We start from the raw sequence: 26,265 nt of genomic DNA on the forward strand, positions 1-26,265 counted from the left end.
GATCTGCACCACGGGCCCGGATGATGTCGGGATGACAGGATGTCGGCTCAGGCGACGTCGCGAAGGGTGGCCTTGGGCGTCACGCCAAGCGCATGGCAGACATCGCGGGTCAGTTCGGGGCGGTTGAGCGTGTAGAAATGCAGATGCTCCACCCCGCCTTCGATCAGTTCACTGCACAGTTCGGTGGCAAGCGCCGTGGCCAGCAGATCCTGCCGGTTGTCGCGGATCGCCTTGTCGAACGTGTCGTCGAGCCATGCGGGGATCGTGGTGCCGCAAGAGGTGGCGAATTTGCGCACGCCGGTCCAGTTCTCGATCGGCAGGACGCCGGGGATGATCGGCGCGTCGATCCCGGCCTTGACGCAGGCGTCACGGAACCGGAAGAACGTCTCGGCCTCGAAGAAAAACTGGGTGATCGCTTCGGCGGCACCGGCATCCAGCTTGCGCTTGAGCCAGTCGATATCGGCTTTGGCGTCAGCGGCCTCGGGGTGTTTCTCGGGATAGGCGCCGACCCGGATGGTGAATTTGCCCGTATCGGCCAGCGCTTCGATCAGCTCGCAGGAATTGGCAAAGCCGTCCGGATGGGCGGTGAAGCCGCCCGATCCTTTGGGAGGATCGCCGCGCAGTGCTACGATCTCGGTGACGCCGGCCTCGTGGAAGCTGTCGGCGATGGCGAGGGTTTCTTCGCGGGTGGCTTCGACGCATGTCAAATGGGCGGCGACGTTGAGGCCCGTGGCCTTGTGGAGCGTGCCCACAGCCTCGCGGGTCAATTCGCGGGTGGTGCCGCCAGCGCCGTAGGTGACCGACACGAAGCGCGGGTCAAGCGGGGCGAGAACCTGAATGGTGTCCCAAAGGCGGAACGAGGCCTCAAGCGTTTTGGGCGGGAAGAATTCGAACGAAACCTTGGGCGCTGTCATCTGAGGTATCCTGAGGATTACATTGTTCGCCTCTTGTTGCAGGCGCCGCACTGTGAGACAACTTCATAATATTCATGGTTACAATGAGGCGCGTTAATATATGCATATCGAGCTTCGGCACCTGAGGACGATCCGGGCCATCCATCAGGCGGGCGGGATCGCGCGCGCGGCGGATCTTCTGCACATCACCCAATCGGCATTGAGCCATCAGATCAAGGGGTTGGAGGATCAGGCGGGGGTCGAGCTTTTCGTGCGCCGCTCCAAGCCGTTGAAGCTGTCGGCGGCGGGGCACCGTTTGCTGAGGGTGGCCGAGAAGGTGCTGCCCGAGATCGAGGCGCTGGAGGATGAGTTCGGCGGCTTGCGGCAGGGCAGCGCCGGGCGGATGCATATCGCCATTGAATGCCACGCCTGTTTCGAATGGCTGTTCCCGGTGCTGGAGCGATTCCGCAAGGCCTGGCCGGATGTGGATGTGGATATCAAGCCGGGTCTGGCTTTTGACGCGCTTCCGGCGCTGCGCAAGGAGGAGGTGGATCTGGTGGTGTCGTCGGACCCCGAGGATCTGCCTGGCATCGGCTTCAAGCCGCTCTTCGATTACGAGCCGGTCTTCGTGGCCTCGAGCCTGCACCCATTGGCCGCGAAAGCCTATGTGGAGGCCGAGGATTTCCGCGACGAGACGCTCATCACCTATCCGGTGGACCGCTCGCGGCTGGATGTGTTCACCGAACTGCTGACACCTGCCAAGGTCGAGCCGCGTGCGACCCGGCAGGTGGAGCTGACGGCGGTGATCCTGCTGCTGGTCGCGTCCAATCGTGGCGTGGCGGTCTTGCCCGACTGGGTGGTGCGCGAAGTGCGCACCAGCACCGATTACGTGACCCGGCCGATCACGGAAAAGGGTTTGACCAAAAGGCTTTACGCGGCGATCCGCGAGGATGATGCGGACAAGCCCTATGTCGCGCACCTGATCCGGCTGGCCCGCGAGATCCCGGTCAGGATGCAACGCGGAGAGGTGCAGGGGGAACGCCCCTTGTAAGCAAGGCCGGGGCGGCGTATACGCGCGGCCTGAACCGATGGGAGCCGATACGATGCCGGGCAGTGCCAACCTCAACATCATGATCAAGGCCGCGCGCAAGGCGGGGCGGTCGCTGGTCAAGGATTTCCGCGAGGTCGAGCAGCTTCAGGTGTCGATGAAGGGTGCGGGCGATTTCGTGAGCCGCGCCGATCTGGCGGTCGAGAAGATCATCAAGGACGAGCTGAGGGGCGCGCGCCCGACCTATGGCTGGCTGGCCGAGGAAAATGGCGGCGAGGATGGCGAGGATCCGACCCGGCGCTGGATCGTCGATCCGCTGGACGGAACCACCAATTTCCTGCATGGCCTGCCTCATTGGGCGGTGTCCATCGCCTTGGAACACAAGGGAAAAATCGTCTCGGGTGTGATCTATGATCCGGCCAAGGACGAGATGTTCTTCGCCGAGAAGGGCGAGGGCGCGTGGATGAATGACAGCCGCTTGCGGGTGTCGGGGCGCGGCAAGATGATCGAGTCGATCTTTGCCACGGGCCTGCCTTTCGGGGGGCGGTCGGACCTGCCCGAGACGCTGCAGGATCTCGCGCGGCTGATGCCGGTCTGTGCGGGGGTGCGGCGCTGGGGATCGGCGGCGCTGGACATGGCCTATGTGGCGGCCGGGCGCTATGAGGGCTTCTGGGAACGGCGGCTGAATGCCTGGGATCTGGCGGCGGGTATCATCATCGTGCAGGAGGCGGGGGGCTTTGTCGAACCGCTGAACGAAGGCGATGACATCCTTGCGGATGGCAATGTCATTTGCGGCAATGAGCTGATTTTCGACAAGTTCACCAAGGCGGTGCGCGGCCGGTAACCCGAATCAGGGTTAAGGCGCGGTAAAACAAGCGAAAAGAGCGTTCGGTATCACGTCGGTAAAACGTCGGTATCGCGTCGGTGCCGAGGTCAGTGCAGGCCGGTGTTAACGCGGCGCGCGCTGTTGCGGATGGGCCGGCCTTGCCGGCCCTGACAGGCCGTCGCGGGCCGTCGCGGGCACAGGATCGGTGCAGGTCCGGCACTGCGCGTCCCGTGTGATCGGCGATGCGTATCTGCAGGAGCATGCCGCGAGGTGGGGATTGTAACAGGCCCACGGCGCAGCTAATCGTGGGGCATGTGTTTTTAACGAAATCGAATATGTGCGTGTTACCTGCTTCCGCCCGTCCAAGCATTTTAGAGGATCACGGTGAGAAAACCAGATGCAGCCCAAAAAGCCGCGCTTTTGGACAGGATCAGAAGCAATGAGTGGTTCGACATCGAAGAGTTCCTGTCAGAGCCGGACCTTGTGACCAGCCTGTGGGCCGATGAGGTCGCCAAGGCGGCATCGGACCATATCGCGGATAACCGGTGGGAGGCGTTCGCTCTGGCCGGCATTCGGCAATATGCGCATGCCGACAGTCTGGCGGAGGTCAAGATCGCGAATATCGTCAAACAGGCCGGGTATTCGAGATCCACGTTCTTTCGCATTTTCGACAATCTGACGAAATATCAGCTGCGCCTTTACCAGCTTGTGTCCCAGCTGTCGGTGGATGTCTACAAACAGCGGCTATTCGCGAAAGCCAGATCGCCGCTCGACTTCGCCAATTTCACCATCAATCTTTTCTACAGCGCCGATTGCACCATCCCGAATGACTGGGTCGCCATGTTGTGGAAGAAATACGGGCATCTCGGGCATGAAAGCTTTCATCCGCAGCTGGCGGATATTTCGCGGATCATCACGCAATTCACCCAGAAACACCGCGCGCTTGGCTATGCGGAACTGACGGTATCCGAGGTGCATCCGGTTGTCTGTCTCTATGAGAGGGAGGTTCTTGAAAGCCGGCTTGGACCCCAGCCCTCGTTCCCGTCCGCCGAGCAGTCCTTGAGGTGGAAACGCATGTTGTTCGGGCTGGTCGCGGACCCAAAGGTTCTGGAACGCGCCTCATCGGGCGGGCGGCATCCTTCCTTTCTTGATTACTACAAATAAAGCGTTTCGCGAAAAACCTGTCTCAGGGATGTTCGCGAAATGCAGTGCTCTGTTCAATCTTTGCATGCGTTTCGCCTTGAGCTGATGCCTCAGGTTAAAGGCGGACCGCTTCGGGCCAGCGGCGCTTGGCGTGAGGGGCTGAGGCGAGCGGTCACCGGCATGTCGGAGGCGCTGGTACCCGCGGCCGGACTCGAACCGGCACGGCCTTGCGGCCTGGAGATTTTAAGTCTCCTGTGTCTACCATTCCACCACGCGGGCCTCGGGCGCGGACAATATCCGTTCGGGGGCGGGTGTAAAGCGGTGTCAGAGCTCTTGTTCGGCGGCTTCGAGAACCGGCAACAGGTGGCGTTCGCTGAGCCAAGGGTTCATGGCGAGCGCCTTGCGGAGCGCCAGCACCGCTTCGGCCTTGCGTTCGAGCGCCGACAGGGTCAGCGCGCGCCCGGTGATTGCCGCCACGTGGCGCGGCGACAAGGCGAGGGTCCGGTCGAGATCGGGCAGGGCTGCCGAGAAATCCTCGCGCAGGAAATGGATGAATGCGCGCTGGTTGTAGCCTTCGGCGTAATCCGGGCAGTAGGCGATCAGAGCCTCGAATGCCTTCATCGCGCCGTCGTAATCGTAGATATTGCGCCGGGACATCCCCTCGTCCAGCAACTCCTGTGCATAGCTGTCGGGGGCGTCGGACCAGAGCGCCCACATCTCGTTGGAGAGCATGCGCCCGCTGCGTTCATCCTCGGCGGCTTGGGCGGCGCGGATCAGGTCGGTCAGCGCGGCGGAATGATCGGGGGCGGGCGGGCATGTCTGCTCCTGCGCGAGGGCGGGACCATGAAAGGCCAATGACAGGGCCAGAGCGATAATTGACGCAACACCATTCTTCATGAGCGCATTAGATGATGCGCCCGCGGCTGCAGTCAAATGATATCTGACAGCGCGTTTTCCTTTACCGCCTGCATCGCCACATAGGTCGAGGTGTTGGAGACATGCGGCAGGGTCGAGATATGTTCGGCCAGCACGCGGCGGTAATCGGACATGTTCTGGGTGCGCACCTTCATCAGGTAGTCGAAATTCCCGGCGATCAGGTGGACCTGTTCGATTTCGGGCACGCGGGCGACGGCGGCGTTGAATTCGGCCAAAGCGGCCTCGCGGGTGTCCTGAAGGCGGACCTCGACGAAACTGACGTGATCGAGGCCGAGGCGGATCGGATCGAAGAGCGCGCGGTAGCCGGTGATGACCCCGTCCGCCTCGAGTCGTCGGAGGCGGGCCTGGGTCGGCGATTTCGAAAGTCCGATTCTGCGCGCCAGATCTGTTATGCTGATGCGGCCATCCACGGCGAGCACGCCGAGAATCGCCCGGTCGAAACGGTCCAGTTCCGGGTGGTCGTTTTTCATGCCAAACCCTCGTAATTTTGTCCGCTTTGGATTGCGGTTCCTCGTTAATCAGGAGAAATGACTTATCGCACGGTGGTATCATGGGTCAATGCACTTGGAGGAAACGCCATGCCATATGACAGTGATCTGCGCCGCGCCATCGACATTGCCACCTATGCCGACGAGGCCGCCACGATCGAGCGGCTGACCGAGATCGCCGCGCTGTCGGAGACCGATCGCGCGAAGATCTGCGCGCGCGGCGCGCAGTTGGTGCGCGATATCCGGGGGCAGTCCAGCCCGGGGCTGATGGAGGTGTTTCTTGCGGAATATGGCCTGTCGACCGATGAGGGCATCGCCCTCATGTGTCTGGCCGAGGCGCTGCTGAGGGTGCCGGATGCGCAGACCATCGACGCGCTGATCGAGGACAAGATCGCGCCGTCGGACTGGGGCAAGCATATGGGGCATTCGGCCTCGCCGCTGGTGAATGCCTCGACCTGGGCGCTGATGCTGACGGGCAAGGTGCTCAAGGACGAGGACCCAGGGATTGTGGGCCATCTGCGCGGCGCGGTGCGCCGTCTTGGAGAGCCGGTGATTCGGTCGGCCGTGGGCCGCGCCATGAAGGAGATGGGCCGCCAGTTCGTGCTGGGCGAGAGCATCCAGTCGGCCATGAAGCGCGCGGCGGAGATGGAGAAGAAGGGCTATTCCTATTCCTATGACATGCTGGGCGAGGCGGCGCGCACCGATGCGGATGCCACCCGCTATCACCTGAGCTATTCACGCGCGATCACCGCGATCGCCGAGGCCTGCACCAATGCCGATATCCGCGACAATCCCGGTATCTCGGTCAAGCTGTCGGCGCTGCATCCGCGCTATGAGGTGGCGCAGCGCGATCAGGTGATGGATGTGCTGGTGCCGCGTCTGCGCAGTCTGGCGTTGCTGGCGAAATCGGCGCGCATGGGGCTGAATATCGACGCAGAGGAGGCCGACCGCCTGTCGCTGTCGCTGGATGTGATCGAGACGGTGCTGAGCGAGCCTGCGCTGGCGGGCTGGGACGGGTTCGGCGTTGTCGTGCAGGCCTATGGGCAGCGCGCGGCCTATGTGCTGGATTATCTGCATGATCTGGCCACCCGGCTGGATCGCCGGATCATGGTGCGGCTGGTCAAGGGGGCCTATTGGGATACCGAGATCAAGCTGGCGCAGGTCGAGGGCGTCGAGGGGTTCCCGGTCTTCACATCGAAGGCGGCGACCGACATTTCCTATATCGCCAATGCGCGCAAGCTGCTTGGGATGACCGACCGGATCTATCCGCAATTCGCCACTCATAACGCGCATACCGCCGAGGCGATCCTGTATATGGCCGATGACAAGGACAGCTTCGAGTTTCAGCGGTTGCACGGGATGGGCGAGGCGCTGCACGATATCATCCTGCAATCCGAGGGCACGCGCTGCCGGATCTATGCTCCCGTTGGCGCGCATCGCGATCTGCTGGCCTATCTGGTGCGGCGGCTGCTGGAGAACGGCGCCAATTCCAGCTTCGTCAACCAGATCGTCGACGAGGATGTGCCGCCCGAGACCGTTGCCCGCGATCCGTTCGAGGCATTGAGGGATGAGCAGCCGGCATTGCCGACCGGCCCCGATCTGTTCCAGCCCGAGCGGCGCAATTCGATGGGGTTCGATCTGAGCCACCAGCCGACGCTGGACCATATCGAGGCGGCGCGTGGCCCGTTCGCCAACCACAGCTGGAGCGTGGCCCCGATCCTTGCCGGGCAGGCCGCGCCGAAAGCGCCCGAGCCTGTCACCAATCCCGCCGATCCCGCCGACAGCCCCGGCACGGTCGCCTGGGCCAGCCCGGCGGATGTGGAGACGGCGCTGGCGGCAGCAAAGGCCTGGGATGCGCCGGTGGCGACACGGGCCGAGGTGCTGAACAAGGTGGCCGACCTTTATGAAGAGAATTTCGGCGAATTGTTCGCGGCGATCCATCGCGAGGCCGGGAAATCGGTGATGGATGCGGTGGCCGAATTGCGCGAGGCGGTGGATTTCCTGCGCTATTACGCGGCCAATGCGCCCGAGGGCGAGGCGGTGGGCATTTTCACCTGCATCAGCCCGTGGAACTTTCCGCTGGCGATTTTCACCGGTCAGATCAGCGCGGCGCTGGCGGCGGGCAATGCGGTTCTGTCGAAGCCTGCCGAGCAGACGCCGATCATCTCGGCTTTGGCGGTGCGTTTGATGCACAAGGCGGGCGTGCCCGAGACCGCGCTGCAACTGCTGCCCGGCGCAGGCGATGTGGGCGCGGCGTTGACATCCGATCCACGTGTGGACGGGGTGGCCTTCACCGGCTCGACCGAGACGGCGATGAAGATCCGCGCCGCGATGGCCGAAAACCTGGCGCCCGGGGCGCCGTTGATCGCCGAGACCGGTGGTCTCAATGCGATGATCGTGGATTCGACGGCGCTGCCGGAGCAGGCGGTGCAGGCGATCGTGGAATCGGCCTTCCAGTCGGCGGGGCAGCGGTGCTCGGCGCTGCGCTGTCTTTATGTGCAGGAGGATATCGCGAAGCCCTTTACCGAGATGCTGATCGGCGCGATGGATGCGCTGCGTCTCGGGATGCCGTGGCACCTGTCGACGGATGTCGGCCCGGTGATCGACGACGAGGCCAAGCGCGGGATCGATGCGCATATCCAACAGGCCCGCGCCGAGGGCCGGTTGATCCACGAGTTGAAGACACCCAATGCGGGCACATACGTGGCGCCAACGCTGATCCGGGTGGGTGGCATCGGTGAGATGGAGCGCGAGATTTTCGGCCCCGTACTTCATCTGGCGACCTTCAAGGCCCATGAGCTGGACCGCGTGATCGACGCGATCAACGCCACGGGATACGGGCTGACCTTCGGGTTGCAGACGCGGATCGATGACCGGGTGCAGCATGTCACCGACCGGATCAAGGCGGGCAACATGTATGTGAACCGCAACCAGATCGGCGCGATCGTAGGCTCGCAGCCGTTTGGCGGCGAGGGGATGTCGGGCACCGGGCCAAAGGCGGGCGGGCCGAATTACCTGCCGCGCTTCACGCGTCGCACGGCACCTATGGGCGACGAGGCCTGGCCGCGCGACATGGCGGAGACGGATCTGCAGGCTGCGCTGGATCACGCCAATGCGCGCAAGGCCGAGCGCCGTGAGGCGCTGGTCTTGCCGGGGCCAACGGGAGAGTCCAACCGTCTGACCACGCATACCCGTGAGGCGGTGCTGTGTCTGGGACCGGGGGCGCAAGCCGCCGCCGCGCAGGCCCATGCCGTGCGAAAGCTGGGCGGGATCGCCGTTGAAGCCACGGGGCATGTGCCCTGCGAGACGCTGCGCCGTGTCGGCGGGATCTCGGGCGCGATCTATTGGGGACAGGACATGACCACGGCCCGCGCCTATGCCCAGGCCCTTAGCGAGAGGGCGGGGCCGATCCTGCCGCTGATCACCGGGATGCCGGATGCGGGCCATGTGCTGCATGAGCGTCATGTCTGTGTGGACACGACGGCGGCGGGCGGAAATGCGGCGCTTCTGGGGGGTATGGCCTGAGAGGTCAGCCCCACCAAGCGCCTGAGCGTGGACGTGTTTTTGCGGCATTCGGTCTGGTAACAAGGCTGTGCGCTTGACCTGAGGCCGGGCGCGCGCCAACTATCTGGCATGTTCCCGATCCGTGATCACAACCCATCGCGCCATACGCCCTTTGTCACCTACGCGTTGATCGCGATCAACGTGGTGGTGTTCCTGAGCTATTGGCCGCTTTTCGCGGATCCGCGGGAGTTGAACCTGTTTTTCTACGAATGGGCGCTGGTGCCCGCGCTGGTCAGTGAACAGGGGACATGGTCAACGATGGCCACGTCGATGTTCCTGCATGGCGGATGGATGCATCTTGCGGGCAACATGCTGTTCCTGTGGATTTTCGGCGACAATCTCGAAGACGAGATGGGGCATCTGGGATATCTCGCCTTTTATCTCGCGTCGGGGATCGGGGCGGCGGCGGCGCATATGATCTCGGCGCCCTATAGCCCGGTGCCGACGGTGGGCGCATCGGGGGCCATTGCGGGCGTGATGGGGGGCTATCTGTTGATGTTTCCCAAGGCGCGGGTGGATGTGCTTTTGTTTTTCGTCTTCATTATCAGGATCATACCAGTGCCGGCCTGGATCATGCTGTGCCTGTGGTTCGGCCTGCAATTGTTCAGCAGCATAGGGGCCGATCCGATGGCGGGCGGCGTGGCCTATTGGGCGCATGCGGGCGGCTTTCTGGTGGGGATGGCGCTGACCGTGCCGCTGTTCCTGCGGCGCGGCGGGCCGCGCTTCTGGCGGAGCACCGATGGGCATCCGCCGCATCCCGAGGCCACATATACCTATCGCAGGACGGATATTCCCCGCGTCAGGCGTCGCCGGTAAGGGTGCAAAAGCCGGGGAGGGGTGATCCCCGGCCTTGTGGTCTTGTGCGGGTCAGGTGCGGGTGCCGGAGAACCGGGTTTCCCAATCCTCGCGCTGCTCGTCGGTGATCTTGGTGAACAGAACCTCGGGCACGCTGAAGGCATGGCCCGGTTCCAGATGCGCCAGAGCCTGCGCCACGTCATCGGGCCAGTCGGTGTCGGCGGTGTGCATGGCGGTCAGCATCGTCTCGGAGGCATCGGGAATGAAGGGTGCCGAGAGCACGGCATAAAGCCGGATCAGGTTGAGCGCGAGACGGATTTGTGCTGCGGCCTGTTCGGGGTCTTCCTTGTAGGTGGACCACGGGGCTGCCTCTTGCAGGTATTCGTTACCAGCCACCCAGATCGCGCGCAATTCCTGCGAGGCCTTGCGGACCTCGATCGCGTCCATATGGGCCTGATAGGTGCGGATGCGGTCGCCCAGATCGTCGATCAGCGCGCGTTCGCGGGCGCGCATCTCGCCGCCGTCGGGCACGGCTTCGCCGAATTTCGAGCGGCAGAACTTGGTCACGCGGCTGACGAAATTGCCCAGAACATCGGCCAGGTCCTTGTTGACCGATTGCTGGAAATTCTCCCAGGTGAATTCGGAATCCGAGCTTTCGGGCGCATGGCTGAGCAGCCACCAGCGCCAGTAATCGGCGGGCAGGATCTCGAGCGCCTGATCCATGAACACGCCGCGGCCCTGGCTGGTGCTGAACTGGCCGCCGTCATAGTTCAGGTAGTTGAAGGACTTGATGTAATCCACCAGCTTCCAGTCCTCGCCGGAGCCGAGGATCGTGGCGGGAAAGCTGAGGGTGTGGAAGGGCACGTTGTCCTTGCCCATGAACTGGGTGTAGCGCACATCGTCGGCGCCGCGTTCGGTGCGCCACCAGCGTTCCCATGCACTGTCGTCGAGCGAATGCGCCTCGGCCCATTCGGCGGCGCAGGCGATATATTCGATGGGGGCGTCGAACCAGACATAGAACACCTTGCCGTCCATGCCGGGCCAGTCTTCGTCGCCGCGCTTGACGGGAATGCCCCAGTCGAGATCGCGGGTGATCCCGCGATCCTGCAGCCCGTCGCCATCGTTGAGCCATTTGCGGGCGATCGAGGTGGTCAGGATCGGCCAGTCGGTCTTGGAGTCGATCCAGTCGCTGAGTTGATCGCGCATCAGGGACTGGCGCAGATAGAGATGCGTGGTCTCGCGCACCTCGAGATCGGTGGAGCCGGAAATCGCGCTGCGCGGGTCGATCAGATCGGTGGGATCGAGCTGTTTGGTGCAGTTCTCGCACTGATCGCCACGGGCCTTGTCATAGCCGCAATTGGGGCAGGTGCCTTCGATGTAGCGGTCGGGCAGGAAGCGGCCATCGGCCTTGGAATAGACCTGTTTTTCGGTGACTTCCTCGATCAGGCCGGCAGCGTGGAGGCGGCCCGCGAAATGCTGGGTCAGGCGGTGATTCTGCGGGCTGGAGGAGCGGCCGAAATGATCGAAACTGAGGCGGAAGCCTTCGGCCAGATCGGATTGCACCTTGTGCATGCGGGCGCAGTATTCGGCCACCGGCTCGCCGGTCTTGGCGGCGGCAAGTTCGGCGGGAGTGCCGTGCTCGTCGGTGGCGCACAGGAACATCACCTCATGGCCGCGGGCGCGCTGATAGCGGGCATAAAGATCGGCGGGAAGCTGGGAGCCGACAAGGTTTCCCAGGTGCTTGATCCCGTTGATATAGGGGATCGCCGAGGTGATCAGGTGCCGTGCCATGGTGTCGGATGCCCTTTGAAAGTTGTCTCGCGCCTCGTTTAACGCAGGTCGCCGGGGTATGCCAGCGACCGTTGCGGGCAAGGCTGCGTCAGTCAGGCTCGCGGGTGCGGCCCGTGAGGCGGCCGATCAGGAAGCTGGTGCGCGGTGTCCAGATATACGAGGTGCGGGGCCGCCCCGAAGGGCGCGCGCACATCCGGATCAGCCCGAAGCCGATCAGGGCCACATGCCCGAGCGCGATCATCCAGAACATCGCTGCAGGCCCGTAGCGGTCGATCAGCGCCGAGGCCAGAAGCGGGGCGGCGATCGCGCCGATGGCGTAGAAGAACATCAGTGCGGCCGAAAGCTCCACCCGTTCGGAACTGTCGGCGTAATCATGGGCATGGGCGGCGGCGACCGAATAGATCGGAAAGGTCGTCAGGCCAAAGAAGAAGGCGGTGAGCAGCACCCCCGTCGAGCTCAGGTCATGGGCGAGGGCCGTCGTCACGCAGCTGATGATCGCGGCCACCGAGAGCCAGAGCATGACCCAACGGCGGTCAAACCTGTCGGCCAGCCAGCCCACCGGGTATTGCGCGAGCGCGCCGCCCAGAACGAAGGCGGCGAGGAACCACGCGATCTGGTCCACGACAAGGCCGACCTGCTGGCCATAGACCGGTCCGACCATGCGGAAGGTCGCACTGGACAGGGCCGCCACGATGACGCCCATGGCCGCCAGCGGCGAGCATCGCACGGCAAGGCCGGGGCGCAGGCGCGGGGCGGCGGGGGTCTCGGGCTGGCTGACGCGGGTGATGGTGAGCGGCAGAAGCGAGGCGCAGCACAGGATCGCCAGAAGATTGTACGAGACATAGGAGGCCGGTTCGAGCACCGAGATCATCATTTGCGCCACAAGGGACGCGCCCATGTCGGCCACCCGGTAGACGCCCATCGTGCGGCCTCGGGTCTCGTTGGTGACCTTGGCCTGAAGCCATGCCTCGATCACCGTGTAGCAGCCCGCCACGCAAAGCCCTGACGCCACCCGCATCACCGCCCAGGCATAGGGGTCCACCACCATCATATGCATGAGCAGTCCGATGGCGCCGGTGGCGGTAAAGGCGGCGAAGGCGCGCGAATGGCCGACGCTGCCCATCAGGCGCGGCGCCCACCAGCAGCCGATGAAGAAGCCCATGAAATGCGCCGAGCCGAGAAAGCCGATCTGGGCGGTGGTGAAATCCAGCGCCAGCCCCGAGATCGCATCAAGCGGCGCCACGCCCCCCGTCGAGAGTTGCAGAAGGATGACCGACAGGAAAAGGGCGGCGAAGGAAATGAGAAGGCGCATGTTCCGGCCAGACTGTCAGTCTGGCTGCGGCATGCCTGCGGTTTTTCGACAAAAACGCGTCGTTTTCCGCGCGGTGCGGTTATTTTGTGATCCGTGCGACGATGCGGATGCCGATCAGATCGCCCACAAGCCCGGCATAGCCTGTGGCCCCGAAGGCCGAGCGGCTGACGCTGCCGGTCAGCAGCACGGTCAGGTTGTCACGGTCGCCCGGCTGCGTGCCGCGCTGACGGTAAAGGCCGGCATCGAGCGTGACCGCGCGGGTGATGCCGCGCACGGTGAGGTCGCCGGTGATCGTGGCCCCCGACAGGTCGCCCGTGATCCGGGTCGAGCGGAAGCGGATCTCGGGATGGGTGACGGTGTCCAGAACGTTGGCATCGCGCAGGGCCTGGGTGGCCAGAAAGAACCCCGCGCGCGCCTGTGCTGCGTCGAGGACCACATCGACACGGCTGGCGGGGACATTGTCGAGATCCAGCCGCATGTCGGCGGATTTGACGGGCATCTGCCCGCTGTTGGCGGCGTCGCCGATCCTGTAGGTGAATGCCACGGTCGAGCGTGCGGCATCCAGCCGGTAGCGTTGCTGTGCCGAGTGGCCCGCGCCGGGGAGGGCAAGGGCGCAAAGGGCGAGAGGCCCGAGGATCGCGGAACGTCGGTTCATGAATGAACTCTAGCGCGTTTTCGGGCGGCGCGTCTCACATTCGCGTCATGCGCCACCGACCGGGCGCGCCGTTGAGCTGCCACGTGGCCTGTGGGGCGGTGCGCGCGCGCAGGCGTGACAGGGTCCAGCCATGGCGTGCCGTCTCATGTGCGGGCGCCATGTGCCAGCGGGTTTCCACCCCCGCCGCCCCGCCATCGCCGGGTGTCAGGATCAGTCCGAGGGGGGTGTGCGGGCCGGTCTGCGCGCCGGTTTCGGCAGCCAGATGCAGCCGGCGCACCGGGGTCATGGAGGGCGCGTCGGGCAGGTCCGCCACGGCCAGGGGCACGGTGCCGCTGCGCAGCACCTCTTCCAGGGTCCAGAGCAGATCCTCGGGGCGGGTGGGGGTCAGGAAGGTGAAGCGTCCGGGATCGACGAAGGCGGCCATCCCGTCGGGGTTAAGCCGATCCCCCAGCCAGGCCGGTGTGATCCAGAAGACCGGCCCGCGCGTCGCCGCCGCCACCAGCATCGCCAATGTGTGCCGCGCCGGACCGCAGGCTTCGTGCAGCCGTGCCAGGGGCAGCGCCATGTCGCCCAGCACCGGCAGGGCGGGGCGGGCGGCATGGTGGCGGCGATCGAGCAAGTGGGCTGTCATGCGGTGAGCGATAGCATGTTCACCAAATGTTCTCAAGCGCGCAATGCGGGGGAGAGGGGGGTGACCACAGGCGGAAAAAGCGTAAGCTGCGCCGGGAAAAGCATGATGCGACGATACGGAAGGAATGACGGATGAAGAGGGTCCCGCTTGGCCGCACAGGGCTTGAGGTGAGCGCGCTGTGCCTTGGCTCGATGACATGGGGCAGCCAGAACACCCCGGAAGAGGGCCATGCCCAGATCGACAGGGCGTTGGAAAGGGGCGTCAACTTCATCGACACCGCCGAGATGTATCCGGTCAACCCGACGCTGAAGGAAACCACCGGCCGCACCGAAGAGATCATCGGTCAGTGGTTCGCCAAGACCGGGCGGCGCGACGAGGTGATCCTGGCCACCAAGCATTCCGGCGAGGGGTTCATGCACGCGCGCAACGGGGCGCCGATCAGCTCGGCCACGATCCCCGAAACGGTCGAAGGATCGCTGCGGCGGCTGCAGACCGATCATATCGACCTGTATCAGCTGCATTGGCCCAACCGCGGTAGCTACATGTTTCGCAAGAACTGGAGTTTCGATCCGTCGGGCCAGAGCCGAACCGAGACCATCGCGCATATGGAGGACACGCTCGAGGCGCTGCAAAAGCAGGTCGACAAGGGCAATATCGGGCATTTCGGGTTGAGCAACGAAAGCGCCTGGGGCACGGCGCAATGGCTGCGGATCGCCGAGGCGCGGGGCTGGCCAAGGGTGGCCTCGATCCAGAACGAATATTCGCTGCTCTGTCGGCTCTATGACACCGATCTGGCGGAACTGAGCGTCAACGAGGATGTGGGACTGCTGGCGTTTTCGCCGCTGGCGGCGGGGCTGCTGAGCGGCAAGTATCAGGGTGGCGTCGTGCCCGGCACGTCGCGCATGGCGCTGAACAGCACGCTTGGCGGGCGTGTGACCGACCGGGTGTTCGACGCGGTGGACGCCTATCTGCAGATCGCCGGACGGCATGGGCTGCACCCGGTGGAGATGGCGCTGGCCTGGTGCCTGACGCGGCCTTTCATGTGCTCGGCCATCTTCGGGGCGACCACACTGGAGCAGTTGGACACCGCGCTGAACAGTGTCGATCTGGTGTTGTCGGACGAGGTCCTGAGCGAGATCGACACCGCGCATCGCGCCCATCCCATGCCATTCTGAGGCGGAGCACGGCCCGCGTCAGTCCTCGGACAGCTCCTTGCGCAGGGCGCGCAGGTGATCGGGCAATTGCCGGGCGGTGACATGGGCCTCGCGCACCAGATGGTCGAAATGCCGGGTCAGGGCCTGCACCCGTTCGGTATCGCGGAATGCCATGTAGTTCTGGCCGATATAGATCACGGTCAGAAGCGGGCCGAAGATGGTGATCGGAGCGGAATAGAGCCGGCGCGCATCATAGAGATAGACGCGCAGACGTGGATAAAGCTGCTGCGTGACCTCGAGCAGGCGGTCGATCTGTGCTTCGCGGACGTCGCGGGGCAATCCGGTGTAATAGCCCTCGCCGCGCACGAGGCTGCGGATTTCCGAGAGCGGCATCGCGATCTCGTAATCCGATTGGGTGCCGCGCATCCACTCGAGCCGGTCCTCGGAGGCGCCGATCGCCTGTTGGGTGCTGCGGCCCAGATGGGGCGTGTATTCCCATTCCAGCATCTCGCGGGTCTTGAGCATGTCCGACAGCCCCGCCGGCACATGGCGGATCTTGTAGCCCGCGGCTTCCTTGTGCCACTGGAAGATCTGCTCATCCACCAGCGCACGGGGGGCTTCGGTGAGTGACATCGAGGTGGCCAGAATGTCGGCCGCGGTTTCGGGGCGGTCGGTGAGGCCGAGAAGCCAGTCCGCCGACACGCCGAGCGCACGGGCACATTCGCCGACCACCTGCGCATTGGGCAGCCGCGCGCCTTGTCCCTTGAGCAGTTGCGAAATCGTCGAACGATCCACCCCGACCGCCCGGGCCAGCGCGCTTTGATTGCTGCCCCGCTCGTTCAGCGCCGCGGTCAGGCGCAGACGAAAGAGATCGGCCCGAAGGCGTTTGTCGGTTTTTTCCGGCATATGATGAATAATATCACATATGCAGAGAAATGTTAACCAAGTGCGGAATGGTCCACCGGCGCGATGGCGCGTAGCTCTGAGGGCAGGAACAGCATCGGAGATGGCACATGGAGACGCGGCGGCGCACGCTTGTGAAGGCGATTGTCTGGAACTTGATCGGGCTTCTTGTGATGTCCCTTGTGGGGCTGGCGATGACCGGATCGGCCACGATCGGTGGCGCCATGGCGGTGGTCAATACCGCGATCGGTCTGAGCATGTATGTCGCCTATGAGCGGGTCTGGTCGCGGATCGATTGGGGGCGAATGCGGGGCTGAGGCCGTCGCGGATGCTGCACCCGATGCCGCCGGGACGGCGACGGATCAAATCCCCTCTGGTCCATGGCGTGAAAGCAGGTCATAGCTGTGCGCCATGGACGCATGGATCATCCTTTCCGTGGCGGCCGCGGCGTTTCAGACGTTGCGGTTCATGCTGCAAAAACAACTCAGTATCGGCACGCTGTCGGCGGGCGGCGCCACATTCGCACGCTTTGCCTATTCGGCGCCTCTGGTGGTGCTGGGGCTGGCGGGATACCTTGTGTGGAGCGGTGCGGCATTGCCTGCGCGGGGCGGGGGCTTCTGGGCCTATGCGCTGATCGGGGCGCTGATGCAGGTTCTGGCGACGTGGTGCGTCGTGGCCTTGTTCGCGGCGCGGAATTTCGCGGTGGGCATCACGTTCAAGAAGACCGAGGTGATACAGACCGCGCTGGTCGGTCTGCTGGTGCTGGGAGACAGGATCAGCGGGCTGGCGCTGGCGGCGATCATCCTGGGGTTGGTCGGGGTGCTTGTGCTGTCGGACAATGCGGGCCTGCCGGGGCTGAGCCTGCGGCGGATGATGAACCGGGCGGTGGGGCTTGGGATCGCGTCGGGTGCGTTCTTTGCCATCTCGGCGGTGGCCTATCGCGGCGCCACGCTGGAGGTGGCCAGCGACGATCCGCTATTGCGCGCGGGCGTCACGCTGGCGGTTGTGACGGTGTCGCAGACCATCGGGCTTGGCGCGTGGCTTGCGTGGCGCGAGGCGGGGCAGGTGCGCGCCGTCTGGGGCGCGCGGCGGGTCGCGTTGTGGATGGGAGTGACCAGCATGGGCGGGAGCCTGTGCTGGTTCACGGCCTTCACCTTGCAGAATGCCGCGCTGGTCTTTGCGGTGGGACAGATCGAGGTGATCTTTTCGCTGCTCGTCTCGTGGCTGGTCTTTCGCGAGAAACTGACGCTGCGCGAAGCGGTCGGCATCACCCTGCTGACCGGCAGCATTCTGGCGCTTGTATTGCTGGGCTGAGATCTGCGGCACGTCAGGTCAGGCCGGTCAGGTCCGCGCCATGGGGCTTTTGCCCTGAAGGCGCAGAAACAGGCTTTCCTCGTCGTCATTGCGGAAGAACGGCACGGATGCGGGCGGCTTGGCATCCTCCACGCGGGCGGCGATCTCGGCCAGCACGACTTCGGTGATGAAGGGCAGGTCGAAATCCCGTACCCGCGCCAGCGGCACCCATTGCAGATGCGAAAGCTCGTCGCAGGCGGCCGAAAAATCATCCAGATCACCGGCGATCGCATCGGCATCCACCAGAAAGAACCGCGCATCGAAGCGGCGCGGGCGTCCCGGAGGCGTGATGGCGCGAAACACGAATTGCAGCGCCTCGGCGCTTGGCAGAAGGCCACGATCCGCAAAGCTCGTCCAGTCGGCGGGAACGGCAGGCGAGGGCCAATCGCCGGGACGACCCAGCATGAGGCCGGTTTCTTCCCATAATTCGCGGATGGCGGCCGCGGCCAGCGCATGGGCCAGATCGCGCGGAGACTCCTCGGTCAGGCGTTGGGCGCACAGGCCGGGCAGGGGGCGGGCCAGCGGCACCGAAGCATCCGCTTCATCCACTGCGCCGCCCGGAAAGACGAACTTGTTGGGCATGAAAGCCGCGGTCGCGCCGCGCTGGCCCATCAGGACATGCGGGTCGTTCCGGCGATCCCGCAGCGCGATCACCGTGGACGCATTCCGGATGGCGGTTTTGTCTGGCGTGGTCATGTCAGCCCTTTCGTCGCCGAAAGGGGGGTTCAGGCCGGGTTTCCGAACCCGTGCATCTGTCGCGCCCATTGAAAGGCCACGATCATCCCCTTCAGTCGCGGCAGAAGATACAGCGAGAGGGTCACGCATCCAACCGCGAAAATGGTGAACAGCACCAGGGGTTCGGGCCGCCATGCGACGAATGCGATGTGCAGCAGCGGCGCCATGAGGTGACCGACGATCAGGATCGTCAGATAGGCCGGGCCGTCATCGGCGCGGTGGTGGCTGAGATCCTCGCGGCAGACCGTGCAGGTATCGCGCACCTTGAGATAGCTTTTGAGCATCGGGCCACTGCCGCAATTGGGGCATTTGCGCCGAAATCCCTTGCGCAGCGCCGGCCATAATTGCCGCTCGCCCTCTTGCTCAAGGTCGTGCTCGTGCTCGTGGTGCTGCGCGTTGGCCATGATCGTCCTTTCCGGTCAGGGTCCGACAATGGGCCATTCACCAAAGGATATGAAGATGTCAGGTGGTCATTGCGTCGTGATGTCGCAAATGCCGGGCGTGCAAAACGGCAGGGTCCGGCGGCGATCACGCAAGCGTGAAGTATTGACGGGGTTCAATGCGACGGAACCTTGCGGCTGGTCCGTATGACCTTGTGAACCGGCCAGGGTGCCGGTCTCGCAGTATAGGAAAGCAAAGGAGAAGATTGCCATGAAACGCACCTATCTGATGACCGGAGCCGTAACGGCCCTGATTATTGCGACAGCCGGTCTGGGCGTCGCGCAGCAAGCCATGCAGGGCGACATGGGAGGCGGTCAGCATGGTCCGGCCTTTGATTTCGAGGAGCTCGACGCCGATGGTGACGGTCGGATCACCCGAGACGAGATGGCGGCACAGGCGCAGGCCCGTTTTGGCGCGGCTGATGCGGATGGCGACGGCAAGCTGTCACCGCAGGAAATGGCCGAGCGGATGCAAGCGCGCATGATGGAGCGCATGGCCCGGCGCGTCGAACAGATGATCGCCCGTCAGGACAGTGACGGAGACGGCCTGCTCAGCATGGAAGAGATGCAGGCGGGACGCATGGGACGGATGTTCGACCGTCACGACGCTGACGGGGATGGCGCGATCTCGGCCGAAGAATTCGAGGACATGGCCAATATGCGCGCCGAACGGATGTCCCGGGCCCGTGATGGCAAGGGACATGGCGGACAGGGGTATCATAAGGAAGGCCATTACCGGCACGGGCATGACAAAGACGAGCATGGGATGAAAGGCCATCACATGCGCGCCAGCCACGAGGGTCATGCGCAGGGTGGCGGTGTCAGCGAGATCCATTACCACACGCATCATCATTACTATTCCGGGCAGGGCGATGGAGCCGGCATGCAGCGGCGCGATCACATGCAGCGTGGTGGGGCCGACTGATCCGCGCCCGTGCGACGGATCGGATCCCCGGGCCGCATATGGCCCGGGGTTGCCGTGCCACGCCACGGGGCGCATCATGAAGGCCGGGGACAGGGGATATGCCACTGGATGCGATGAGCGACATGTCGGACGAGGCCTTGCTGGTGCTCTTCGCCAATGGTGACAGGCTCGCCGCGCAAGCCTTGACCCTGCGTCTGACACCACGGCTTCTCAATCATGCCTACAGGTTGCTGGGCAATGCCGCCGAGGCCGAGGACGTGGCCCAGGAGGCCATGCTGCGGCTGTGGAAGATCGCCCCGAACTGGCGGCAGGGCGAGGCGATGGTGACCACCTGGCTTTATCGCGTCGTGGCCAATCTGTGCATCGACCGCAGGCGTCAGGCCCGACCCTCCGCGCTGGACGCCGCGGCCGAGCCGGTGGACCCGGCCAAGGGGGCGGTGGCGCTTCTTCAGGGGGCCGAGCGGGCGAAAGCCCTGCAAGAGGCGCTGGACCGGCTGCCCGACAGGCAGCGTCAGGCGATTGTGCTGCGCCATATCGAGGATCTGGGCAATCCGCAGATCGCCGAGATCATGGAAATCAGCGTCGAGGCGGTAGAAAGTCTGCTGGCGCGAGGGAAACGGGCATTGTCGGCCGATCTGATCGATCGGCGCGAGGAATTGGGGTTCACCGATGAGTAAAGACCAAGACGACATCCGGGCGCTCGATGCCTGTTTCAAGGCAGCGCGTGCGACCCCGCTCGAGCCGTCGAGCGCCCTGCTGGCAAGGGTGCTGGCCGATGCCGAGACGGTTCAGTCCGACATGCAGCGCCCATGCGCCCGCGCGCCTCGGGCGCGCGGCGGTCGCCTGCTTCAGGCGGTCCGGGCGCTTGGCGGATGGCCCGCCATGGGAGGGCTCGCCGCTGCGACAGTGGCCGGCATCTGGATCGGGTTCAGTCCGCCCGAGCAGGTGGAGGCCTATTTCTCGGCGCCTGACGCCGCCTATATCGTCGATCTCGCTCCGGGGGCGGGGTTCGATCTTGCAGAAGGATCGCTGTGATGGCGCAGGATCAAGAACAGCCGAAACGCGATAAAGCCCCGATGGGCAAGTGGATGCGCGGTCTTCTGGTGGTGTCGCTTGCGCTGAACCTTTTGGTGGCAGGGGCGGTTGCGGGCCATCTGATCTCGGGCGGGGGAGGGCATGGCAGGCATCACGCGCCCGGTATCGACGCGGCTGGCGGGCCGATGACCCGCGCGCTGGACGAGCGCGACCGGCGCGCGATCGCCCGGCAGCTGCGCGAGGCCTATCGCGACGGCAGGCCCGGCCGCGCCGAGCAGCGCGCGGCATTCGATGCGCTGATTGCCGATCTGCGCAAGACACCGTTCGACCGGATGGCGATCGAGGGGCATATGGCGCGTATCCGCGGGATGCTGGTCGCTCGGCTGGAGCTTGGACAGGGGCTTTTGGTGGACCGGCTGGAAGGCATGGAACCGCAGGAGCGGGCGGCCTTTGCGGACAGGCTCGAAGCGGGTTGGCAGCGCGGTCGCGACAGGTAACGCGCTACCGGGGATGTCTTGGGGCGGATCACGCGGCGGGGCGGCGGCTGAAGGTCACCATGTTGCGCCCATCGGATTTCGAGCCATAAAGCGCGCGGTCGGCCTCGTCCAGAAGGGTGTCCACCCGTGGCGTTTCCGCATCGGGCCGGGGATGGCCAAGGGTGGCGCCGATGCTGATGGTCACGTTCAACGGCGCCTCGCTGGACATCACGTGCAAGGGGCTGCGCCGGACCGCCGCGCAGAGCCGCCGCGCCATGCGGCTCGCTTCGTCGCGGCCCGTATCGGGCATGACGATCAGGAATTCTTCGCCGCCGATACGGGCGATCATGTCTTCGTCGCGCAAGTTGGATTTCAACAGGCGCGCGATCTGGCTGAGCACGGCATCCCCGGCGGCGTGCCCGTGACGATCATTGATTCGCTTGAAATGATCGAGATCGGCCACCATCACCGCAAATCCGCGCCCGTCGCGCCGGGTCTCGTCGATCAACCGGTCGAGGAAGGGCAGGGCATAGCGGCGGTTATATAGGCCGGTCAGAGGATCGATCACCGCCGCTTCAAGCCCGGTCTGGAGCTGTTCGCGCATGGATTCGGCCTTGCGGGCACGGGCCAGTTGCCGGTCGAGCCGCAACTGCAATTCGCGCGTGTCGCAGGTTTCGTCGATCACGTCATCTGCTCCCATATCCAGCAGCCCCGGCGTGAGGCCGGCCGCATCGGGGGAAAGCAGGGCGATGATCGGGCGTTTGCGGCTGTGCGGCGATGCGTTGAGCCGTGCGATCAGGTCGACGCTCTCATCGCGGCTGCCCACACAGACCCGGAGCAGGTACAGATCCGGCACGGTGCCGTCGCGCGGGTGTACCAGCGCGCTTTCGGGGTCGAGCGGCTTGACCTGGCAACGGCTGAGCTGACCCAGTTTGGCAGCCAGCGCGACAGCCTCTTTCTGGCCATGCGCCACAAGTCCGATATGGCATATCCGGTCGAAAATCGGTGCGGTTTCAGCGAATCCCAATGCCGATGCCGTGCCGGCATGAACGCGCAGGTCACGGGCCATCTGATGCTGGCGCAGAAGGCTGCGCAGCCGTGCGAGCAGCATGCTCTCATCCACGGGTTTGACGAGGATCTCGTCGGCACCGGATTGCAGCGCGGCAAGCCGCGCCTGATGATCGTCGTGATGCAGGAACATGATGACCGGCGCCGCCTCGACCCCGTCGCGGACCTTGAGGCTTTGGACAAAGCCATGGCTCGACATATCGCTGAGGGTGGGCGCGCAGATCACCAGATCCGGGTTTTCCCGCGCCGCCAGCGCCAACGCCTCGGCCCCGGTGCGCGCCTGGATCACGTCGTAATAGGCGGCCGACAGCTTGACCTTCAGGACGATCCTGTTGGTCGCAAGGTCGTCGAGGATGAGAATTTTGCCGGACATCGGAGGTTGCCTTTCGGACTTGCTCTTTTCGTGACCATGACTATCCCTGTGAGTGGTTAAGAAAACCTTTCCGGGAATTAATCATTTTGACGCTGACGCAGGATAATGCCGAAACAGTCGCCTTGCGCTGCCTGGGGTGGCTTGCGGGGAACGAAGATCTTTTGCCCGTTTTCATGGGCGCCACCGGGGTTTCCGAGGCCGACATGAGGGAAAACGCGCAAGATGTTGAGTTTCTTGGATCCGTTCTGGATTTCATCCTGATGGATGATGCCTGGGTCGTGCAATGTTGCAGCGCATTGGGCATCGAGAACGACATGCCGATGCGGGCCCGTGCGGCTCTTCCGGGCGGGCAGCAGGTCAACTGGACATGACGACCATTGCCTCGGGGATCGCAAGAAAGATTGACGGCATTCTCTTTGACAAGGATGGCACGCTGTTCGATTTCAATGCCACATGGAATGTCTGGGCGCAGACCACGATCCATGACCTGGCGGGCGGAGAGCCGGCGACCATGGCCCGGATCGCGCTTGAAATCGACTTCGATCTCGAGAATGGCCGCTTCAATCCGCAAAGCCCGGTGATCGCGGGCACCAATCGCGAGGCCGCCGAATGCATGGGCCGCGCCCTGCCGGAGCGCAGCATCGAGGAGATCGAATATCTGCTCATGATGAGTGCCGCCGAAGCGCCGCTGGCGCCCGCGGTGCCGCTGGCGGCGTTTCTCGAGGGTTTGGCGGCACAGGGCATCGCCCTTGGCGTGATGACCAATGATACCGAATACGGTGCCCGCAGCCATTTGCGCAGTGCCGGGGTCGAGGAACATTTCGATTTCATTGCCGGGTTCGATTCAGGACATGGCGCGAAACCCGCGCCGGGGCCGCTGCTGGCTTTTGCCCGCCATGTCAGCCTTTTGCCCGAACGGGTGGTGATGGTCGGCGACAGCACGCATGACCTGCTGGCGGGCCGTGCGGCGGGGATGCAGACGGTGGGCGTTCTGACTGGTCTTGCCGGCCATGACGATCTGGCGCCGCTGGCGGATGCCGTGCTGCCGGATATCGGGCATCTGCCGGCCTGGATGCTGGCATGACGCGGCACCCGCTGTTCGGGATCCTGCTGGCGGTGTTCGGAACGCTGGTTCTGACGCCCGACACGATGTTCATGCGCTGGTCCGAGATGGGCGGCTTCGAGATGGTCGCCTGGCGCGGTCTTCTGATGGGGGTGGCCATGCTGGTGATGTGGGCGATCCTCAGCCGCGACCGGCGCGCAGACCTGCTGATCCTTGGCTCGGGCTTTGGCCTGACCATCGTGGTGTGTCAGTTCTTCAACGCCACCTTGTTCGGCCTTGGCATATCGGTGGCGCCGGTCGCCGTGGTGCTGTTCGGGCTGGCGACCGTGCCGATCTTTTCGGCGATCCTGGCGTGGTTGATCCTTGGTGAGCCGACGCGGAGGGCCACTTGGGTCACCATCGCTGCGGTGATGACGGGGATCGGGATCGCGGTTTTCAGCGGCGACAAGGGCCAGATCGGGCTGGACCGGAATTCGCTCTATGGGGCGTTGTTCGGGCTTGGTACGGCGCTGGTGCTGGCACTCAACTTCGTGGTGATGCGCCGTCGTCCGCAATTGCCGATCCTTCTTGTGATCGGGGTGGGGGCCGCGCTGGCCGGGGCCACGGCGCTAGGTGTGGCGGGGCCGCAGGCCATGACCAATGGCAATGTCTGGGCGATTGCCGTGACCGGTCTGGTCATCCTGCCGGTATCTTTCTTCACGCTGTCGCTGGCCTCGCGCTATACGCATGCATCGAATGTGAGCCTGCTTTTGTTGCTGGAAACCGTACTGGGGCCGGTCTGGGTCTGGGTGGGCACGGGCGAGGCGCCGACACCCATGATGATCGTCGGCGGTGCGATCGTGGTGGGCAGTCTCGCGGTGTATATCATATGGACTGGTCGCCGACCCGGACCGGGCGGGCCTGTGCATTGATGCCGGCGCGCCTCTGAGCAACGCGGGCCAATTCTCCAAAAACGACAGCATCAGTCGCAAAGCGGCAAACGCAAGGCCTTGTGCGGTGGTTCCATGATCCAGAGCCGCAAAAGGAATCCCGGCGATGGCAAAAGCTTTGAGACGCAGGCAGCGCGCGGGCGGGCGGGCAGGCAACGCGGAGCGCCGGGGCACCGCGGCGATCGAGCAGATGCCATGGGCGCCGCCGGTCAATATCGACCGGCCCGTCGAGCCACTGGATGAGGCCGGGATCGCCGCGATCCATGATGGCGCGATGCGGATTCTCGAAGAGATCGGGATCGAGTTTCTGAACCCCGAGGCTCTGGACATCCTGCGCGGATCGGGAGGCTGCACCATACGCGACGAGAATGTGCGCATGGGCCGCGACTTCGTGATGGAGATGATCGCAAGGGCGCCGCGCGAATGGACGATCACGCCCCGCAATCCTGCAAGACAGCTTGCCATCGGGGGGCGCCACATGGTGTTCGGCAATGTCTCGTCGCCGCCGAATTACTGGGATTTGGCTCTCGGCCGCAAGGTGGCGGGCAATCGTGAGATGTGCCGCAACCTTTTGAAACTGAGCCAGTATTTCAACTGCGTGCATTTCATCGGCGGCTATCCGGTGGAACCGCAGGATATCCATGCCAGCGTGCGCCATCTGGATGTGCTCTATGACAAGCTGACCCTGACCGACAAGGTGGCCCATGCCTATTGTCTGGGCAAAGAGCGGGTCGAGGACGTGATGGAAATGGTCCGGATCGCAGCCGGGCTGAGCGATGCCGAATTCGAGGCGCGGCCGCATATGTACACCAACATCAATTCCACCTCGCCGCTCAAGCATGACTACCCCATGCTGGATGGCTGGATGCGGGTGGCGCGGCGCAATCAGGGGCTTGTGGTCACGCCGTTCACCTTGGCCGGGGCGATGGCGCCGGTTACGATGTCGGGGGCGGTGACGTTGAGTCTGGCGGAGGGATTGTGCGCGGTGGTGCTGGCGCAGATCATCCGGCCGGGGGCGTGTTGTGCGATCGGGACTTTCACATCGAATGTGGATATGAAAACCGGAGCGCCAGCATTCGGGACGCCGGAATACATGCGCGCCACGCAGATGACCGGGCAGATGGCGCGGTTCTACGGTCTGCCGATGCGGGCCAGCGGGGTATGTGCCGCGAATGTGCCCGATGGGCAGGCCATGTGGGAGACCTCGAACAGCCTGTGGTCGGCGGTGCAGTCGGGCGCCAACATGGTCTATCACGCCGCCGGGTGGCTGGAGGGTGGGCTGATCGCCAGCCCCGAGAAATTCGTGATGGATTGCGAAATTTTACAGCATATTCAACGCTATATGGACCCTACCCTGACCGCGACCGGCCCCGAGGACATCGCGCTCGAGGCGGTGCGTGAGGTGGGCTGCGAGGGTCATTACTTTGGCATCCAGCACACGCAGGACCGCTATACCACGGCCTTCTATCAGCCCTTTCTGAGCGATTGGAGCAACTACGAGGCATGGGAGGCGGCGGGGGCTGCCTGGACGGCGCAGAGAGCGCATCAGGTCTTTCACGACATCATCGCAAGCTTCGAGCCGCCGCCGATGGAGGTGGCCATCCATGAGGAACTGGCGGCCTTCGTGGAGCGGCGCAAGGCCGAGGGCGGGGCGCCCACGGACTTCTGAAAAACGGCTTCGGTATCGCGTCGGTATAACGTCGGTATTACGTCGGTATCGTATCGGTGA

Annotated in this window: 28 protein-coding genes and 1 tRNA gene; 16 read left to right on the forward strand and 13 right to left on the reverse strand. The window is 64.3% G+C overall.

From position 1 onward, the window contains the following. Positions 1-47: 47 nt before the first annotated feature. Positions 48-914 carry a methylenetetrahydrofolate reductase [NAD(P)H] gene (gene metF / locus F3H35_RS06805; protein WP_149778879.1) on the reverse strand — a complete coding sequence of 289 codons (867 nt, stop codon included), beginning with the start codon at positions 912-914 and terminating at the stop codon, positions 48-50. Positions 915-1,014: 100 nt separating this feature from the next. Between metF and F3H35_RS06810 the strand changes: the two genes are divergently transcribed. The 3 genes from F3H35_RS06810 (at position 1,015) to F3H35_RS06820 (ending at position 3,931) form a co-directional block, all read left to right on the forward strand. Next, complete coding sequence (locus tag F3H35_RS06810) at positions 1,015-1,944, forward strand: LysR family transcriptional regulator (protein ID WP_149778880.1); 930 nt, start codon at positions 1,015-1,017, stop codon at positions 1,942-1,944. A gap of 52 nt (positions 1,945-1,996) precedes the next feature. Further along, the gene (locus F3H35_RS06815) at positions 1,997-2,785 is read left to right on the forward strand and encodes an inositol monophosphatase family protein (protein WP_007817097.1); all 789 of its coding nucleotides are present in this window, start codon (positions 1,997-1,999) and stop codon (positions 2,783-2,785) included. A 366-nt stretch (positions 2,786-3,151) separates the two neighbouring features. Next, the gene (locus tag F3H35_RS06820) at positions 3,152-3,931 is read left to right on the forward strand and encodes a hypothetical protein (protein ID WP_149778881.1); all 780 of its coding nucleotides are present in this window, start codon (positions 3,152-3,154) and stop codon (positions 3,929-3,931) included. A 172-nt stretch (positions 3,932-4,103) separates the two neighbouring features. Here F3H35_RS06820 and F3H35_RS06825 read toward each other — a convergent pair. From F3H35_RS06825 to F3H35_RS06835, 3 genes are all read right to left on the reverse strand, one after another. Further along, positions 4,104-4,189: transfer RNA gene (locus tag F3H35_RS06825), tRNA-Leu, on the reverse strand. 45 nt (positions 4,190-4,234) lie between these two features. Continuing rightward, complete coding sequence (locus F3H35_RS06830) at positions 4,235-4,807, reverse strand: tetratricopeptide repeat protein (RefSeq protein WP_149778882.1); 573 nt, start codon at positions 4,805-4,807, stop codon at positions 4,235-4,237. A 32-nt stretch (positions 4,808-4,839) separates the two neighbouring features. Further along, entirely contained in the window at positions 4,840-5,316 is a 477-nt protein-coding gene (locus F3H35_RS06835) for an Lrp/AsnC family transcriptional regulator (RefSeq protein WP_007814408.1), read from the reverse strand. Positions 5,317-5,424: 108 nt separating this feature from the next. Here F3H35_RS06835 and putA point away from each other — a divergent pair, with 108 nt between their 5' ends. Then, positions 5,425-8,859: a bifunctional proline dehydrogenase/L-glutamate gamma-semialdehyde dehydrogenase PutA gene (gene putA, locus F3H35_RS06840; RefSeq protein ID WP_149778883.1), complete on the forward strand. Its 3,435-nt coding sequence runs from the start codon at positions 5,425-5,427 to the stop codon at positions 8,857-8,859. Positions 8,860-8,967: 108 nt separating this feature from the next. Continuing rightward, positions 8,968-9,714: a rhomboid family intramembrane serine protease gene (locus F3H35_RS06845; protein ID WP_149778884.1), complete on the forward strand. Its 747-nt coding sequence runs from the start codon at positions 8,968-8,970 to the stop codon at positions 9,712-9,714. Positions 9,715-9,765: 51 nt separating this feature from the next. On the opposite strand, the gene metG is transcribed toward F3H35_RS06845, so the two are convergent. The 4 genes from metG to F3H35_RS06865 all read right to left on the reverse strand — a co-directional run bounded on the left by metG (position 9,766) and on the right by F3H35_RS06865 (position 14,082). After that, positions 9,766-11,484 carry a methionine--tRNA ligase gene (gene metG, locus F3H35_RS06850; protein ID WP_149778885.1) on the reverse strand — a complete coding sequence of 573 codons (1,719 nt, stop codon included), beginning with the start codon at positions 11,482-11,484 and terminating at the stop codon, positions 9,766-9,768. A gap of 88 nt (positions 11,485-11,572) precedes the next feature. Next, the gene (locus tag F3H35_RS06855) at positions 11,573-12,796 is read right to left on the reverse strand and encodes an MFS transporter (protein WP_149778886.1); all 1,224 of its coding nucleotides are present in this window, start codon (positions 12,794-12,796) and stop codon (positions 11,573-11,575) included. 79 nt (positions 12,797-12,875) lie between these two features. After that, entirely contained in the window at positions 12,876-13,451 is a 576-nt protein-coding gene (locus F3H35_RS06860; RefSeq protein WP_007814400.1) for a YceI family protein, read from the reverse strand. Between the two features lie 34 nt (positions 13,452-13,485). Then, entirely contained in the window at positions 13,486-14,082 is a 597-nt protein-coding gene (locus tag F3H35_RS06865) for an ImuA family protein (protein ID WP_188129900.1), read from the reverse strand. Positions 14,083-14,213: 131 nt separating this feature from the next. Between F3H35_RS06865 and F3H35_RS06870 the strand changes: the two genes are divergently transcribed. Continuing rightward, positions 14,214-15,257 (forward strand): aldo/keto reductase, encoded by a 1,044-nt coding sequence (locus F3H35_RS06870; protein WP_149778887.1) that lies wholly within the window; start codon positions 14,214-14,216, stop codon positions 15,255-15,257. Positions 15,258-15,275: 18 nt separating this feature from the next. Here the strand turns inward: F3H35_RS06870 and F3H35_RS06875 are convergent, their stop codons facing one another. Further along, positions 15,276-16,142, reverse strand: coding sequence for a helix-turn-helix domain-containing protein (locus F3H35_RS06875; RefSeq protein ID WP_149778888.1), 867 nt, complete (start codon positions 16,140-16,142; stop codon positions 15,276-15,278). A gap of 107 nt (positions 16,143-16,249) precedes the next feature. Here F3H35_RS06875 and F3H35_RS06880 point away from each other — a divergent pair, with 107 nt between their 5' ends. Further along, on the forward strand, positions 16,250-16,456 hold the full coding sequence (locus F3H35_RS06880; protein ID WP_149778889.1) for a DUF2061 domain-containing protein: 207 nt from the start codon (positions 16,250-16,252) through the stop codon (positions 16,454-16,456). Between the two features lie 94 nt (positions 16,457-16,550). After that, on the forward strand, positions 16,551-17,453 hold the full coding sequence (locus tag F3H35_RS06885) for a DMT family transporter (RefSeq protein WP_149778890.1): 903 nt from the start codon (positions 16,551-16,553) through the stop codon (positions 17,451-17,453). A 27-nt stretch (positions 17,454-17,480) separates the two neighbouring features. Here F3H35_RS06885 and F3H35_RS06890 read toward each other — a convergent pair whose 3' ends face one another. The 3 genes from F3H35_RS06890 to F3H35_RS06900 all read right to left on the reverse strand — a co-directional run bounded on the left by F3H35_RS06890 (position 17,481) and on the right by F3H35_RS06900 (position 18,880). Beyond that, the gene (locus F3H35_RS06890; RefSeq protein WP_149778891.1) at positions 17,481-18,188 is read right to left on the reverse strand and encodes an NUDIX hydrolase; all 708 of its coding nucleotides are present in this window, start codon (positions 18,186-18,188) and stop codon (positions 17,481-17,483) included. Between the two features lie 29 nt (positions 18,189-18,217). Next, positions 18,218-18,631 (reverse strand): DUF983 domain-containing protein, encoded by a 414-nt coding sequence (locus F3H35_RS06895; RefSeq protein ID WP_149778892.1) that lies wholly within the window; start codon positions 18,629-18,631, stop codon positions 18,218-18,220. A gap of 66 nt (positions 18,632-18,697) precedes the next feature. Then, positions 18,698-18,880 (reverse strand): hypothetical protein, encoded by a 183-nt coding sequence (locus F3H35_RS06900; RefSeq protein ID WP_149778893.1) that lies wholly within the window; start codon positions 18,878-18,880, stop codon positions 18,698-18,700. On the opposite strand from F3H35_RS06900, the gene F3H35_RS06905 reads away from it, so the two are divergent. From F3H35_RS06905 to F3H35_RS06920, 4 genes are all read left to right on the forward strand, one after another. Then, complete coding sequence (locus F3H35_RS06905) at positions 18,879-19,592, forward strand: EF-hand domain-containing protein (RefSeq protein WP_149778894.1); 714 nt, start codon at positions 18,879-18,881, stop codon at positions 19,590-19,592. The two genes, F3H35_RS06900 and F3H35_RS06905, sit on opposite strands and share 2 nt — an antisense overlap. A 98-nt stretch (positions 19,593-19,690) precedes the next feature. After that, complete coding sequence (locus F3H35_RS06910; protein WP_149778895.1) at positions 19,691-20,269, forward strand: RNA polymerase sigma factor; 579 nt, start codon at positions 19,691-19,693, stop codon at positions 20,267-20,269. Continuing rightward, positions 20,262-20,627 carry a hypothetical protein gene (locus F3H35_RS06915; protein WP_149778896.1) on the forward strand — a complete coding sequence of 122 codons (366 nt, stop codon included), beginning with the start codon at positions 20,262-20,264 and terminating at the stop codon, positions 20,625-20,627. The genes F3H35_RS06910 and F3H35_RS06915 overlap by 8 nt, the downstream gene beginning before the upstream one ends. After that, positions 20,627-21,124 (forward strand): periplasmic heavy metal sensor, encoded by a 498-nt coding sequence (locus tag F3H35_RS06920; protein ID WP_149778897.1) that lies wholly within the window; start codon positions 20,627-20,629, stop codon positions 21,122-21,124. The genes F3H35_RS06915 and F3H35_RS06920 overlap by 1 nt, the downstream gene beginning before the upstream one ends. 28 nt (positions 21,125-21,152) lie before the next feature. Here F3H35_RS06920 and F3H35_RS06925 read toward each other — a convergent pair whose 3' ends face one another. Beyond that, positions 21,153-22,544: a diguanylate cyclase gene (locus F3H35_RS06925; protein ID WP_149778898.1), complete on the reverse strand. Its 1,392-nt coding sequence runs from the start codon at positions 22,542-22,544 to the stop codon at positions 21,153-21,155. Positions 22,545-22,630: 86 nt separating this feature from the next. On the opposite strand from F3H35_RS06925, the gene F3H35_RS06930 reads away from it, so the two are divergent. The 4 genes from F3H35_RS06930 to F3H35_RS06945 all read left to right on the forward strand — a co-directional run bounded on the left by F3H35_RS06930 (position 22,631) and on the right by F3H35_RS06945 (position 26,205). After that, positions 22,631-22,915 (forward strand): DUF3572 domain-containing protein, encoded by a 285-nt coding sequence (locus F3H35_RS06930; RefSeq protein ID WP_149778899.1) that lies wholly within the window; start codon positions 22,631-22,633, stop codon positions 22,913-22,915. Next, positions 22,912-23,628, forward strand: coding sequence for an HAD family hydrolase (locus tag F3H35_RS06935; RefSeq protein ID WP_149778900.1), 717 nt, complete (start codon positions 22,912-22,914; stop codon positions 23,626-23,628). The genes F3H35_RS06930 and F3H35_RS06935 overlap by 4 nt, the downstream gene beginning before the upstream one ends. After that, on the forward strand, positions 23,625-24,518 hold the full coding sequence (locus F3H35_RS06940; RefSeq protein ID WP_149778901.1) for a DMT family transporter: 894 nt from the start codon (positions 23,625-23,627) through the stop codon (positions 24,516-24,518). Before F3H35_RS06935 ends, F3H35_RS06940 begins: the two co-directional genes overlap by 4 nt. A 124-nt stretch (positions 24,519-24,642) precedes the next feature. Next, positions 24,643-26,205 (forward strand): trimethylamine methyltransferase family protein, encoded by a 1,563-nt coding sequence (locus tag F3H35_RS06945; RefSeq protein WP_149778902.1) that lies wholly within the window; start codon positions 24,643-24,645, stop codon positions 26,203-26,205. The last annotated feature ends 60 nt before the right edge of the window (positions 26,206-26,265 follow it).

This window comes from Roseovarius litoreus (assembly GCF_900142765.1).
Taxonomy (GTDB): domain Bacteria; phylum Pseudomonadota; class Alphaproteobacteria; order Rhodobacterales; family Rhodobacteraceae; genus Roseovarius; species Roseovarius litoreus.